Origin of the sequence: Campylobacter sp. IFREMER_LSEM_CL2127 (assembly GCF_025771745.1) — a bacterium.
Lineage (GTDB): Bacteria > Campylobacterota > Campylobacteria > Campylobacterales > Campylobacteraceae > Campylobacter_D.
In genome coordinates, this window is the sequence record NZ_JAKMQV010000001.1 from 60,044 (window position 1) to 73,542 (window position 13,499).

The 13,499-nt window shown below is 30.1% G+C and carries 14 protein-coding genes; all 14 read right to left on the reverse strand.

Annotated elements, in window-relative coordinates:
* Positions 1-12: 12 nt before the first annotated feature.
* The 14 genes from fliD to L8V77_RS00425 all read right to left on the reverse strand — a co-directional run bounded on the left by fliD (position 13) and on the right by L8V77_RS00425 (position 13,495).
* Positions 13-2,310 carry a flagellar filament capping protein FliD gene (fliD, locus tag L8V77_RS00360; protein ID WP_263706162.1) on the reverse strand — a complete coding sequence of 766 codons (2,298 nt, stop codon included), beginning with the start codon at positions 2,308-2,310 and terminating at the stop codon, positions 13-15.
* 2 nt (positions 2,311-2,312) lie between these two features.
* Complete coding sequence (locus L8V77_RS00365) at positions 2,313-2,654, reverse strand: FlaG family protein (protein ID WP_263706164.1); 342 nt, start codon at positions 2,652-2,654, stop codon at positions 2,313-2,315.
* A gap of 121 nt (positions 2,655-2,775) precedes the next feature.
* Positions 2,776-4,569, reverse strand: coding sequence for a menaquinone biosynthesis decarboxylase (locus L8V77_RS00370; protein ID WP_263706166.1), 1,794 nt, complete (start codon positions 4,567-4,569; stop codon positions 2,776-2,778).
* Positions 4,570-5,496 carry a hydroxymethylbilane synthase gene (gene hemC / locus L8V77_RS00375; protein ID WP_263706167.1) on the reverse strand — a complete coding sequence of 309 codons (927 nt, stop codon included), beginning with the start codon at positions 5,494-5,496 and terminating at the stop codon, positions 4,570-4,572.
* The gene (locus L8V77_RS00380) at positions 5,487-5,882 is read right to left on the reverse strand and encodes an FxsA family protein (protein WP_263706168.1); all 396 of its coding nucleotides are present in this window, start codon (positions 5,880-5,882) and stop codon (positions 5,487-5,489) included. Before L8V77_RS00380 ends, hemC begins: the two co-directional genes overlap by 10 nt.
* Positions 5,879-7,579 (reverse strand): proline--tRNA ligase, encoded by a 1,701-nt coding sequence (locus L8V77_RS00385; RefSeq protein ID WP_263706390.1) that lies wholly within the window; start codon positions 7,577-7,579, stop codon positions 5,879-5,881. The genes L8V77_RS00380 and L8V77_RS00385 overlap by 4 nt, the downstream gene beginning before the upstream one ends.
* Positions 7,566-8,873, reverse strand: coding sequence for a glutamyl-tRNA reductase (gene hemA / locus L8V77_RS00390; RefSeq protein WP_263706170.1), 1,308 nt, complete (start codon positions 8,871-8,873; stop codon positions 7,566-7,568). Before hemA ends, L8V77_RS00385 begins: the two co-directional genes overlap by 14 nt.
* Positions 8,873-9,766, reverse strand: a complete 894-nt coding sequence (locus tag L8V77_RS00395; protein ID WP_263706172.1) for a polyprenyl synthetase family protein — start codon at positions 9,764-9,766, stop codon at positions 8,873-8,875. Before L8V77_RS00395 ends, hemA begins: the two co-directional genes overlap by 1 nt.
* A 47-nt stretch (positions 9,767-9,813) precedes the next feature.
* Positions 9,814-10,221 (reverse strand): exporting protein, encoded by a 408-nt coding sequence (locus L8V77_RS00400; protein ID WP_263679458.1) that lies wholly within the window; start codon positions 10,219-10,221, stop codon positions 9,814-9,816.
* A gap of 29 nt (positions 10,222-10,250) precedes the next feature.
* Positions 10,251-10,514, reverse strand: a complete 264-nt coding sequence (locus L8V77_RS00405; protein ID WP_039618310.1) for a DUF2018 family protein — start codon at positions 10,512-10,514, stop codon at positions 10,251-10,253.
* Positions 10,515-10,518: 4 nt separating this feature from the next.
* Positions 10,519-11,145: an HAD family hydrolase gene (locus tag L8V77_RS00410; RefSeq protein ID WP_263706173.1), complete on the reverse strand. Its 627-nt coding sequence runs from the start codon at positions 11,143-11,145 to the stop codon at positions 10,519-10,521.
* The gene (locus L8V77_RS00415) at positions 11,142-11,474 is read right to left on the reverse strand and encodes a hypothetical protein (RefSeq protein WP_263682261.1); all 333 of its coding nucleotides are present in this window, start codon (positions 11,472-11,474) and stop codon (positions 11,142-11,144) included. The genes L8V77_RS00410 and L8V77_RS00415 overlap by 4 nt, the downstream gene beginning before the upstream one ends.
* Positions 11,471-13,096, reverse strand: coding sequence for a cation:proton antiporter (locus L8V77_RS00420; RefSeq protein ID WP_263663303.1), 1,626 nt, complete (start codon positions 13,094-13,096; stop codon positions 11,471-11,473). The genes L8V77_RS00415 and L8V77_RS00420 overlap by 4 nt, the downstream gene beginning before the upstream one ends.
* Positions 13,097-13,120: 24 nt before the next feature.
* The gene (locus L8V77_RS00425) at positions 13,121-13,495 is read right to left on the reverse strand and encodes a heat shock protein transcriptional repressor HspR (RefSeq protein ID WP_039668403.1); all 375 of its coding nucleotides are present in this window, start codon (positions 13,493-13,495) and stop codon (positions 13,121-13,123) included.
* Positions 13,496-13,499: the final 4 nt, after the last annotated feature.

Sequence of the window (13,499 nt, forward strand, 5' to 3'; positions counted from 1 at the left end):
CCTTTCTTTATTTTAAGAATTTTGATTATTTGCTGCATTAATCATATTTGCAATAACACTTGCTTGGTTATTTAGTTTTGCAATGATACCATCATATGCTGCCCATCTTGACCACATTGTATCATATCTACTTTCTATGGAAGCTTTGGTGCTTTCTATGGTTTCATTTAGATTTTTTGATTCTTTTGTTAAAGATTCTTTATAACCTCCAAATGAACCTTCAGAACTCATTATTTCACCCATGGTATTTTTTAGCATACCAAAAGTTCCAGTTTCTTCTTTATAAACTGAATATAAGGTTCTAGAACTTAAACCAAATTTTTTCAAAAATTCATTATCACCTTGAATTTCTAAGTTACTGCCTGAAGTTCCTTTGATTTTAAATTGAATTTGTTGATTTTGATTACCTTGGTTAATGATTTCAAAGCTAGCCTCTAAACCTTCTAAGCCAAAACTATTTATATGATCAACCAAATTTTTAGCTTTTTCAATATCATCTGCACCTGTTAATACAAAAGGATCTCCATTTGGAGTTTTGCTTAAATCTATGGTTGTATCATTATAAGTGATAGTAAAACTACCTTCTTTAAATTCTATATTTTCACTGCCAAGATTACTTACTCTATCACCAGCTAAATCAATATCTTCAAAACCATTACTTCCTACGAAAAATTTTTCAGCTAATTCAGGATCTTCGTTAAATTTAGAGTTAAATTTTCCTGAATCAAAAGATAAAACACCATCGTTTAGCGTTAAGCCATAATCAGCCAAAGATAAACTTACTTTAGAGGAAACTTCAATCCCTTCTGAACTTTCACTATCACCAACCGTAACAGTTCCATCTACTGTTATAGTTTGAAGTAAAATATTGTTTATTTCAGATTTTATATTATAAATTTCGCTAACACCTACGAAATTTCCTTTTGTACCTGCATCGGGATCATATTTTGTTGCTGCGTTAAGATTTATCATTAAATCATTATAAGCAGTAGCTAAACTTTCTAAAGATTGCGCAAGTGCTTCAGTGTCTTGAGAAACGTTAAAAGTTATCTCTCCTTTTTGTTTTAACTCTAAGGTAACATCTGGAGCTATATCAGTGATAGTATTAGTTGGTCTTGTCATTTTAACACCATCTACACTAAAGATAGCATCCATACCTTTTTGGATATGATTTTCATTGTTTGAAGCTACATTGTAGCCTTGTGGAGTGCTAGTATCTAGAGTAATGCCAAATTTACTACTTAATAATGAAGTAGCTTTTTCATCTCTAGCATAATTAGCTTGGTCAATATTTCCTTCAGCATCAGTTGCATAACCACCATCAAATACGCTTAATTGTCCACCATTGGTAGCTCTAAACCCACCTGTTTTAAGATCGAGTTCAACTTTTCCATTAGTTTGTTTTTTTAAATCTTCTGCTAAACTCTCATAGGTTGTCTGATCATTTATATCAATAGTAAATCTATCATATCTTTCACCATTTTTAATAACAAAAGTTAAAGAAGTTTTTTCACCTTGATTTAATAGTTTTTCTTGCTTTTTATCTTCTAAAGAACCTATAGTTCCAGTTATTTTATCTTTATCAGTATCTCCAGCACCTGTTGGTCTAAAACCATACAAACCACCAGCGCTAATGCTATCTTTATCAAGTCCCCAACCCATAGCATTTAATAGATCTTCATCACCTGAAAAAGAAATATTGTTTTTAGTTCCTGTTTCAGTGCTTTGTACTACTAAGCGGTATGGATTATCTCTATCTCCTGTATTGACTATTTTAGCTTCTACTTTTCCACCTGTTGCGGCATTTATTTTTTCTGCAAGCTGAGATACAGTAGTGCTTTCATCAATATCGATTTTATAATCTTTTCCATCTTGGGTAATAGTAAAAGAAGTTTTACCATCTACACCTTCTATACCTAAACTACCCATTACAGTAGCAGTTTTATCTTTAAATCCATTACTTTGATATACGTCTTTTTGTGCAAGTTGATCAACAATAACTTTCATGTTTGTAAGGTTAGATAAAGATCCTACTACTAAGCTTGCAGCAGCGCTATCTCCACTTACGCTAGGTGATACTTTTTTCTTGTTAAATTGTGAAGCATCACCTAAGCTATTTACGGCTGTTTGAAACGCAAGTAGCTTAGCTTCAAGTTCTGCTAGGTCTTTTTGTCTTGAAGTATTAGTTTCAAGCTGTGAGTTATAAAGACCTAAATGTGCATTCATTTCTGCTTCTTTTAGCTTGTTTAATGTATCGCTTGTTAAAACTCCTGAGCCTATTCCTAAACTTCCTAAACTACCTACTGCCATAATTAACTCTCCTTATCAAAAATAGTGCCAATAACACCTTGAAAATGTTCTATTAGCTTCATAACTTCCTCGCTAGGAATTTTACGTATTAACCTACCAGTATCTTTTTCGGTTACACTAACATACATTTCATTGATTTTATCATTATATGCAAAACGTACGTTTGTTTCTAGTGTTTCCATTTGATTATTAAGTTTTTCTGTTGCATTTTTCAATTTTTCATTTAAATTCTCATCTTGATTATTTAAATTAGTTTGCTGTTGATTTTCTTGAGATACTTTTCCAGTATTTTTTGTATTAAATTGTGCTGTGTTTGCATCCCTTTGAATATTTCCAATGTCCATTTTAAACTCCTTTTTAAAAGACTTTAAAATACTCTATCGACATAATTTTAAAAAACTTAATATTTAGATTAAAAATCTCTATATTATTAATAAGCAAAAAGTGTTCTCAAAAAGCTTAAAATTAAAAAATTTCAAACTTTTTGAATAATTTTTCATCATTTGGAAGTAAATTTCTTGTAATAAGTCTATCTATGACTTCTTTAGAGCAATTTGTCATTAAAGGCCATTCTTTATGATAATCTTCTAATGATCCTTTATTTGTTGCATCAATCGCAACGCAATCTTTTTTGATAAATATATCTCTTTTTGCATCTATATTATTTACCACACGCCAAATTAGCATATAAGGATTTTCTAAAATAGCATCTGTATCTAAAAAAACTAAAATTCTAAAATGTTTTTTATAAGTTTGTAATTTTTCAAAAACTTGAGTTATTTTTTCTTTTTTATCTATCAAAATCACGCAAACTGGAGCAAAGGTTTGAGTGTAAAATTGCTTTAATTTTAAAATACTTTGATCTTTTTCTTTAAAAAGTGAAAGTAAAGCCTCATCGCTTAGAATTTCAAGTTCAACTTTTTTCTCATCACCACATGCATCAAGCCCTGCTTTGCCACCATAACAATAAGTGCTTGAAGCATGGTCGAGTTGATCACAAATTCCTTCGCTAATAAGTAATTTTTCTTCATCAAAGCGATTGAGTATATAAGGTATGAGTTTGTCATAATCTTTCAAACAAGGCGCATTTTCATCAATAAAAATAGCATGTTTTACAAAACTCATTTGTCCTACTCCCCAAAAAGTATGCATGACTTGTTTTGCATGAGCTGGGTATTTTGCTTCTATTTTAGCCAAGATTAGATTATGAAAAACCCCATTTTCAGGCATGTTATAATCTATCAAATCAGGAGCATTTGTCTGAAGTAAAGGTAAAAAAACTCTTTCTGTTCCAAGTCCCATGTATTTATCTTCTAAGGGTGGTTTTCCTACAACAGTAGCTTGATAAATCGCATTTTTTTTAGCAAAGATTTTTTCTACTTTTAAAATAGGACAAAGTTCAACAGGGGTATAAAAACCTGTATGGTCTCCAAAAGGTCCCTCAGGTGCGAATTCATTTGGATCTACAAAGCCCTCAATTACAAAGTCACTATCATAAGGTACATAAAGATGATTACTTTTGCATTTTGCCAAAATGGCAGGTTTTTTCTTGATAAAGCCATAAAGTAAAAGTTCAAAAATTCCTTTTGGCAAAGGCGCTTGAGCACACCAAATATATAAAGGATCTCCACCTATGGCTATGCTTACTGGCATTTTTTGATTTGCTTTTTTATACTCATGGAAAAAATGGCTCGCATCTTTGTGAATTTGCCAATGCATAAGCAAGGTTTTTTCATCAACTACTTGCAAACGATACATTCCAAGATTATTTTGCTTTCCATCTATACTTTGAGTATAAACTTGTCCCATGGTGATAAAAGGCGCAGCGTCTTTTTCCCAAGTTTTTAAAATAGGCATATCATATAATGAATTTAAACTTTTGTAGTTAAATTCTCCATCTTTTTTAATGCGTTTTGGTGGGATATTTTTTAAATCAAGTAAGGTTTTGAAAAAATTTAATTTTGCACCAAAGCTTTGTGGTATATGCATTTTAAGTAAAGAACTAATTTCTTTAGCTATATCTTCATAGTCTTTTTCAAATGCTAATTTTAAAGCTTTTTCATTACAAAAAGTATTTAAAAGAACAGGATAATCGTATTTTTTACCATTTTTGACTGCATTAGTAAAAAGTAAGGCTTTTGAATCTTCTTTTTTAACTTCTATATAAGCTAAATGTGCCATTTCAAGATCAACATCAATGGGCTCATGAATGGTTTTTAATAAATTATTTTTTTCTAAAAGCTCTATGAATTTTTGCATTTATATCATACTCTCTGCTTCTTTTAAAATTTCTTTTGCACCTTTTGCTATCATTTCTTTAGCTAAAAGCTCGCCCACTTTTGCGTAATCTTGCTTATCAATCATTCTTTTTTCTTTGAGAATTTTACTTGCATCAGGTAAGCCTACTATGGCGCGAATTTCTATTTTTTCATCAATGATTTTTGCATTAATACCTATAGGTACTTGGCAGCCACCTTCTAGAGTTTTTATAAAATCTCTTTCTATATGGGTTTCTATAAAGGCATTTTCATCATTTAAGCATTCAAGGTATTTTAAAATTTGTTTATCATCAATGCTTTCTATACCTAAAGCTCCTTGGGAAGCTGCGGGTATCATCTCATCAAGCTCAAAAGCTCTAATGTATTTTATTTCTTTATCTAAACCTAAGCGTTTAATACCAGCTAAAGCCAAAATAATAGCGTCAAATTCTTTAGCTTTAAGTTTTTCTAAGCGCGAGTTGATATTACCTCTTAGAGAAATGATGTTTAAATCAGGCCTTAACGCTAAAAGTTGCATTCTTCTTCTAAGGCTTGTAGTGCCTACTTTTGCACCTTTTGGGAGGGCATTTAAGCTCTCATAATACTCGCTTAAAAAAGCATCATTTACCACTTCTCTTTTGGAAATAGCAGCCAAAACTAAACCTTTTGGGAAAAAACTAGGCACATCTTTTAAGCTATGTACAGCTAAATGCGAATCACCCCTAAGCATACTTTCTTCAAGTTCTTTTGTGAAAAGTCCTTTTCCACCTATTTTAGCCAAAGGTGAATCAAGTAAAACATCGCCTTTAGTTTTAAAACCCTCTAAAGAAATTTCTAATTCAGGATGTGTTTGAGATAATTTATTTTTTACATACTCACTTTGCCATAATGCAAGTTGGCTTTTTCTTGTTGCGATGATTAATTGCATTTTTTATGCTCCTGTATGATTTCTACATCTATGATTTCTTCTTCGTTGTTCGTTTGATGATATTTTCTTTTTTGTTTTGTAAATAATTTTAATATCATCATGAAAAATAAGAGTAAAATTCCTAAAAATGTACTTAAAATTCCTGGTATTAAAAGCAAAATTCCTACTATAGTTAAAGAAAATAATTTAATCATACCAAATAAATTTGTATTGGTATTTTGCATAGTGATGAGATTTGTCCAAGTCTTTGCTAAAAACATTGCTCCTAAAAACATACTTGCAAAAACTATCATAAAAAAATTTAAAAAACCAAAAAAGGCTATAAATAAAATACTAGCAATTAATTCTAAAATCAAAAATGCACTTAAATTTGTTTTTACCATCATAGAATTTTCTCTAAGTGTGAAATTACTTCTTGGGTTTTCAAAACTTGTTTTTCTAAGGTATTTCTATGGATCAACTCTACTTCATCATTTTCTAAGCCCTTGCCTACAACTAAAGCATAAGGAAAGCCCATTAATTCAAAATCATTAATCTTTACACCAAAACGCTCATTTCTATCATCAAATAAAATCTCTTTATCACTAAAATGTGTGTAAATTTGTTCAGCAAATTCCATAGCTTTTGTGTCTTTTATATTAGAAACGATAATATCTAAAACAAAAGGAGCTAAAGTTTTATTCCAAATACAACCTTTTTCATCATGGCTTGCTTCTGTAGCAACAGCTACTAAACGGCTCACTCCCATACCATAACAACCCATAGTGAAAAATTGAGCTTTACCATTTTCATCTAAATAGCTTGCATTCATTGCTTTTGAGTATTTATTTCCAAGTTTAAAAATATGGCCTACTTCAATACCCTTGCTTTGCTTAAGCTTGTGCTGACATTTTGGACAAAGATCATGTTCTTTAACTGCTACAAGATCTTTAAAGCGTTCTTTATTTAAATTTACAACATTGATTCCGACTAAATGATAATCTTTTTTATTTGCACCAATAATCATATTTGTTTCATTTTCAAGCTCATGATCAATATAAAAATCAACGCCATTTAATCCTACAAAGCCGATAAATCCTGGCACTAAACCTGCTTTTTCTAATTCTTCTTCACTTGCATCAACTAATTCTAGTGCATTTGCTGCATTTAGTGCTTTAACTTCTTGTAATTCATCATCACCGCGTATAAAAAATACTACAATTTTTTCTTCATTTTCATAAATAGCTTTTTTAGCAATAGCTTTAATAGTATAGTAAGGGTTAATTTTAAAAAATTCCGCTAATTCTTCTATAGTTTTTACATTTGGAGTGTGAAATTGTGTAGCAAAGTCAGCTTCTGGCCTTTCATCTTCACAACTTTTTTTAGCTCTTTTTGCTGCTTCAATATTTGCAGCATAATCACAATGCTCACATAATAATATATCATCCTCGCCATTTTTAGCCAAAACCATAAATTCTTTTGAACCACTGCCACCAATAGCCCCGCTATCAGCTTCAACAGCTCTAAATTCAAGTCCTAATCTTGTAAGAATTTTACTATAAGTTTCATGCATAAGATTAAATTCTTTGTCTAAATCAGCTTCGCTAGTATGAAAGCTATAGCCATCTTTCATTAAAAATTCCCTGCATCTTAAAAGTCCAAATCTAGGTCTAGCTTCATCTCTAAATTTAAGTCCTATTTGGTACAAATGTAAAGGAAGTTGTTTGTAAGAATTTACTTTATTTCTTACTAAAGCTACCATAGCTTCTTCATGGGTTGGCCCTAAAACAAAATCATTTTCTTTTCTATCTTTAAAGCGTAAAAGCTCTTTACCAAAAACATTAAATCTCCCACTTTCTTTCCAAAGTTCAGCTGGGGTATTAAAACTTAAATTTACTTCTAAAGCCCCTGCTTTATCCATTTCTTCTTTGATGATATTTTTAATCTTATCTAAAACTCTTTTTCCTAAAGGTAAAAAATTATACAAACCACTTCCAATTTGTTCTACAAAGGCACCTTTAACTAAAAATATATGACTTGGTAAAGTAGCATCTTTTGGATTTTCTTTTGTGCTTATGGCATAAAATTTACTAAATTTCATGATTATTCTCCAAATTAAATTCACATTTATAAAGGTTTAAACCTTCCATATTTTCATTTTTTAAATCAAACACATAACGCATAGCATTAATTACTGAATCATTTTGCATAGTTCCGCTTAGTTTTTTTAAATTTACGCTAGGATGATGTAAAAATGCATTCATTACTTGTCTTATAAGCTTTCTTGCTTCTTCATGGTTTGAGTGCTTTAAATATCCTTTATCTATAGCCTTTTGTAATTGTTCTTTAGCGATTTCATCAGCTTGTAAGCGTAATTGCTTAACTAAAGGCAAGGTTGCTAGTTTGCTTAGATGTTGAAAAAACTCATTTGTCATAGTACCTACTATGGAATAAGCAATTTGGGCTTGGTGTTCTCTTAGAGTTAAATTTTTTCTTACAACTTCTTCTAAATCATCAACAGCATAAACTATATTTTTTTCATTTGCTTTTACATCAATATCCCTAGGCACTGCTATATCAAAAAAATATCTTTTATAATCTTTTTCTTCTAGTAAATCATTGGTTATGATAGCATGTGGAGCGTTTGTGGCGCTAAAAAATATCTCATATTGATTTAATGCTTCTTTTAAATTTGCAATACTTTCATAGCTTGCATTTTCACCTAAATCCTCGCAAAGCTTTTGGGCATTTTGTATATCTCTATTTAATATCAATACTTTAGCCTTGGCATTTAATAAATGCTTACAGGCTAGTTCGCTCATTTCACCTGCACCTACTACAACAGCAGTTTTATTTTCTAAATTTACAAGTTCTTTAGCTTTTGCCACCGCCACTGAAGCAACCGAAATAGGATTTTTAGAAATTTCAGTTTGATTTCTAACATTTGCCGCACATTTAAAAGCATAATGCACTGCTCTAGTTATATGCACACCACATCTTTGCTCTTGCAGAGCAAATTTATAAGCATCTTTTAATTGTCCAGCAATTTGTGTTTCACCAATAACCAAGCTATCAAGCGAACTTGCCACAGAAAATAAATGATGGATGGCTCCGCTATCTTCATAAAAATCAGCCTTGATGCTTAAATTTTCTCTATCAACTCCACAAAGCAAACTAAGTGTTTTTAAAATATGCTCATTAATGCTTTCAACATCCCCAACAAAAAGAAAAATTTCAACCCTATTGCAAGTACTAAGCACTAAGCTTTCTAAAATTTTATTATTAGTATGGATTAGCTTTAGTAATTCTCTTTTTTTATCTTCATTAGAAAAGGAAAGTTTTTCTCTAGTAGCAATATCTGTATTTTTATGTGTAAAACTGATGCAGTAATAATGCATTAAAATTCCCTTTCTATCATGCTTTTAATAATATCTTCTAAATCTTTTATATTGTATTTTTTTATAGCTTTTAGTGCATTATTTGCATAAGTGTTTAGTTCTTGGCCAACTTGATTAAAAATTTCATGCTCTTGCATTTGCTTTTTAATCCAAGCAAGCTCATTCACACTTAAATCTTTCTTGTAATAAGACTTAAGTATTTCTTGATCTTGTGGATTTAATTTTTCATGTAAATACATATAAGCAAGAGTGGTTTTACCTTCTTTAAAATCATTCATAGCAGGTTTACCTAAAGTTTGCTCATCACCTTTGATATCTAAAATATCATCTACAATTTGAAAAGCTAAACCTAAATTTTTACCATATTCTGCAAAATCATCTTCATTTAAATTAGCAAGTATTGCCCCACACCTTGCACTAGCTTCGATTAAAATGGCTGTTTTATTATATATCATTTGTAAATAAGCGTTTTTATTAGTATTGAAAGTTTTGCTTAAATTTACATCCATTAATTCACCAACAGAAAGCATTACAACGGCATTAGAGATAATTTTTGCTAATTTTAAATCAATCAAAGAAAGTTCATAGAAGGCTTTTGAGTATAAAATATCTCCAAGCATGATAGCATTTTTAGCTCCAAATTGTGCATTGATAGACTTTACACCTCTTCTTAATTTTGCTTCATCAATCACATCATCGTGCAATAAGCTTGCAGCATGAATTAACTCTATAATAGCGCAGATTTTATAGCTAATATCACTTTCCCCAGCTATTTTTAAAAGTAGTTTTGAGCGTAATTTTTTACCACCTTGAAGTTTTGAACTCATGGTTAAAATAGGCTCATAATTTAATTCAGATAAAAATTCATGCATATACTGATCGATCTTTTGCACTATGCTTTCCTTAGTTTTCTTATAATTATATTTTATTAAATTTTACTTTAGTTTTGATTAAGAGTGGCTTTTCTAGGGTCTAAAAATTCTACTTCTAATTTCTTATCTCTATCTTCTATATACACAGTAAAAATAGCCTCACCTTTTTTAAAATCACTAAATTCAAGTATCAATCTTGCTCTATCTATATGAGGATTTTTATAATCAGGCACTAAGGTTTGATCAACCCAGTTTAAATTTCTTCTTAAAGACATCACAAATTGTCTAGGGTATTTTTTATACTTTGAATGAACAATGATATTAGTTTGATCAAATAAAGTCCATGAGAAGTCAAAATAATAAATCTCATCAGGATAGTCAATTTCTTTTATTTTTACACTTGCTTTTTCATCTTTACTCAGGGTAAATTTATAAGTATAATCAAAAAATACTTCAGCCTTTAAAAAGTTAAACATCAAAAATAAAGATAAAAGTAAACGCAAAATCAACCCTCATGCCCTAAAATTTCAGCACTTAAGCCTATGTAAAAATCATTTTTTCTCTCATCTATTAAGAGTGAATTTTCCATTTGAAATTGCGCTACATCGCTTTCATTTAAATTATTTTTTTCTAAAAGCTCTATCATAGCGATATGATCGGCTAATAATTTTTCTAAAACATTTTCCAATGCACCTAAATTTGCATATTTTATTGTTTCAATAAATTTTTCTTTAGGGCTTTTTGCAAACATTTCATCAAAAATATCCATTTTTTTAACCTTTCATGTGAGTTTGAATTTTTTCTATTAAAGTAATTTTATCGTTAACTTCATCTAAGTCTTTAGTTTCTTTTTGCCAAGAAATATGTATATAATCCATCTTAGCATTTTTAGCACAAAGTCTGTCTTTTAAACTATCGCCTATAAAAATACTTTTTTCATATTTTGCTTCATCTGCAATTAATCTTAGCATCATAGGATCAGGCTTAGCTTCTATACCATAACTAACACCTAGTATTTTATCAAAATATGAAAGAATATTTTGTTTTTTTAAAATAGGCACCAAGCTTTCTTGAGGTGCATTAGTAGCTATAGCCAGATAACAATCGTTTTTTTTACAAAATTCCAAAACCTCAAGCACACCATCAAAAAGCACCACACTTTGATCATAATGCTTAATAAAATATTTCTCATAACCTTCTTTAAAACTAGTATGTGAGTAAGTATCAACCCCATAAAAAATCTTAGCATAATTTTGCCCAGGAGTATTGATAGTATCTAAAATAAACTCTCTTTTTAAAGGTTCTAAATTTAAATCCGCTCTTATTTCATTTACCGCACATACTATAGCATTAGCACTATCTATAAGCGTGCCATCCATATCAAAAATTACATTTATCAATATTCATCCTTAAATTTAATTTTATGTTTGTCTTTTTTATAACTTTGATTATTTTTTAGCTTATATAAGGCATTGGCTTTTGAAGTTAAGGTTTTTTGATCCAAACTCTCATCTAAACACTCATTTACAAAAAGCTCTAAAGCCTTAGTATAAGTAGAATCCAAAAACACCGCTTGAACTTTTTCAAAGATTTTAGCATTTTTTTGCATTCTTTCTCTAAAAAGTGTTAAATCAAAATCTTCCCTTTTTAAAGCATTCACAGCAGAGTTGGTAAATTTTTCTAAAGCTCTTACATATTTAACTCTCAAAGCTTTTTCATCATTTTTCATTCTGCTGCACTTGTATTGATTCTACATTGTAATGCTTCTTGTACTAAATTTCTAGCTATTGAAGCTTCAGCATCTACAATGTGTAAATGTTTATCAGTGTGTGGGAAAATGATCTTAGCACCTGTACCACTTGTTTTTAAAACCGTTTGTATGGGTTTATTGAAATTAGAAAGCACTTGATAGAGCATATCAAGTTTAGCTTCATTGCTTATGGTTATAATAGCAACTGAGCATTCTTCTATATTAGCTACCTTTAGTGTTTCTACTTGCGCTACACTAGCAAAAAAAACATTCTCATTTCTGCTACGCCCAAGTTCAACTAAATTTAAATCACTTTCTAAAACTAGATATGGAATACCTGTTTTTTTGATCTTTTGCACCACTTCTTGACCTAATCTTGTATAACCAAAAATGATAAAATGATCTTTCATTTTTTGATCACATAGATAAAATTTAGCCATATCATTTTGCTCACCTTCGGCTGCGTTGGCTATTTTTCTAAGATTATTTAAAATAAAAGGTGTTGCAACCATAGTGATGATAGAAACTATAATAAAAATTTGTGCTGTTTTTTCATCTATAAGCGAATTTACTTGCATTAGTGAAAACACCGCTAGAGCAAATTCTCCAATTTGAGAAATACTCAAAGCAGTTTTTAAAGCTACTCTTTTTCTCGTATAAAGGATTAAAAGACCATAAATTACTACAAATTTTATCAATAACACCAAGCTTACAAAAACAAAAATCAAAAACCAATTTTCAAAAACTATATGAAAATCAATTTGCAAGCCAACACTGATAAAGAAAAACCCTAAAAGTAAATCCCTAAAAGGAACCAAATCTGCTTCTATTTTATGTTTATATTTAGTTTCAGCTATCAAAGCTCCAGCTATGAATGCTCCAAGCGAGTAAGAAAAACCAAAAGAATGCGCTAAAAAGCTTGCTCCTATTACGGTAAAAAGTATAGTAGCGATGAAAATTTCATTTGCATTGGTCTTAATGATAAATTTTAAAACATAAGTAAAAAGGTATTTGCCTATAAAATAAAGCAAAACAAGTAAAATCACAGCACTGACTAAGGTTGTAAATAAAAGCTTTGAAATATCAGCATTTTGAGAGCTAAATATATCAATCATTAACAGCAGTGGTATCACAGCAATATCTTGAAAAAGCAAAATTCCCAAAGCTTTTCGGCCATATTCTTCATTGATATCGCCACTATCATTAAGTATTTTTAAAACTATAGCTGTAGAAGATAAAGCTAGAGCAAAACCTGCTATCATTGCTATATGGTTTGCTATACCTAAAATATAAGTTACAAGCAAAGTACAAACCAAGCCACAAGTTAGCATTTGCAAACTTCCATTTAAAAACACTTCTTTTTTCATTGCTAAAAGGTGTTTAAATGAAAATTCAAGCCCTATGGTAAACATTAAAAAAACTATACCAAACTCAGCCACATGGATAATGATTTCATTCGTGCTAAAACCATAAAATTCACGCACAAACAAACCTGTGGCTATATAGCCTATAATGGTTGGAATTCCAAATTTTTTAAGTATAACATTAAGTACGACAGCAACTGCTACTGCAGTTAAAAATAAAGTTATAAAAGCATCCACTCACCAACCTTTTGTAATGTTTTATTATTTTATTTTTTCTAAAAAAATTAAGTCAAAATTGCTTCTGTGTTTTACTACTGCTCTTGATTTTGAAGGATTATCTCTTCTATCAAGTTCTAATCTTAATTCTTCAATGGTATTTTCAAACTCATCAATTTTTGTTTTTAGTTTTAAAATCACATCAACACCAGCTAAATTAACTCCAAGATCTCTTGTTAAGCGTAAAATCATTTTGATTCTATCTATATCTTTTTGAGAATAAAGTCTCATTTTGCCATCGGTTCTACTTGGTTCAACCAAACCTTCTTTTTCATATTGTCTTAGAGTTTGTGGGTGTATGCTTAAAACCTTTGCAACAACACTTATAAGATACACTGGTTCATCATAACTATGCTCCATTGCA

Bases quoted from the DNA above. Each gene is read 5' to 3' on its own strand.
- fliD (WP_263706162.1), bottom strand. From the start codon at position 2,310: ATGGCAGTAGGTAGTTTAGGAAGTTTAGGAATAGGCTCAGGAGTTTTA.
- hemC (WP_263706167.1), bottom strand. From the start codon at position 5,496: ATGCAATTAATCATCGCAACAAGAAAAAGCCAACTTGCATTATGGCAA.
- L8V77_RS00400 (WP_263679458.1), bottom strand. From the start codon at position 10,221: ATGTTTAACTTTTTAAAGGCTGAAGTATTTTTTGATTATACTTATAAA.
- L8V77_RS00415 (WP_263682261.1), bottom strand. From the start codon at position 11,474: ATGAAAAATGATGAAAAAGCTTTGAGAGTTAAATATGTAAGAGCTTTA.
- L8V77_RS00425 (WP_039668403.1), bottom strand. From the start codon at position 13,495: ATGGAGCATAGTTATGATGAACCAGTGTATCTTATAAGTGTTGTTGCA.
- L8V77_RS00405 (WP_039618310.1), bottom strand. From the start codon at position 10,514: ATGGATATTTTTGATGAAATGTTTGCAAAAAGCCCTAAAGAAAAATTT.
- L8V77_RS00365 (WP_263706164.1), bottom strand. From the start codon at position 2,654: ATGGACATTGGAAATATTCAAAGGGATGCAAACACAGCACAATTTAAT.
- hemA (WP_263706170.1), bottom strand. From the start codon at position 8,873: ATGCATTATTACTGCATCAGTTTTACACATAAAAATACAGATATTGCT.
- L8V77_RS00380 (WP_263706168.1), bottom strand. From the start codon at position 5,882: ATGATGGTAAAAACAAATTTAAGTGCATTTTTGATTTTAGAATTAATT.
- L8V77_RS00370 (WP_263706166.1), bottom strand. From the start codon at position 4,569: ATGCAAAAATTCATAGAGCTTTTAGAAAAAAATAATTTATTAAAAACC.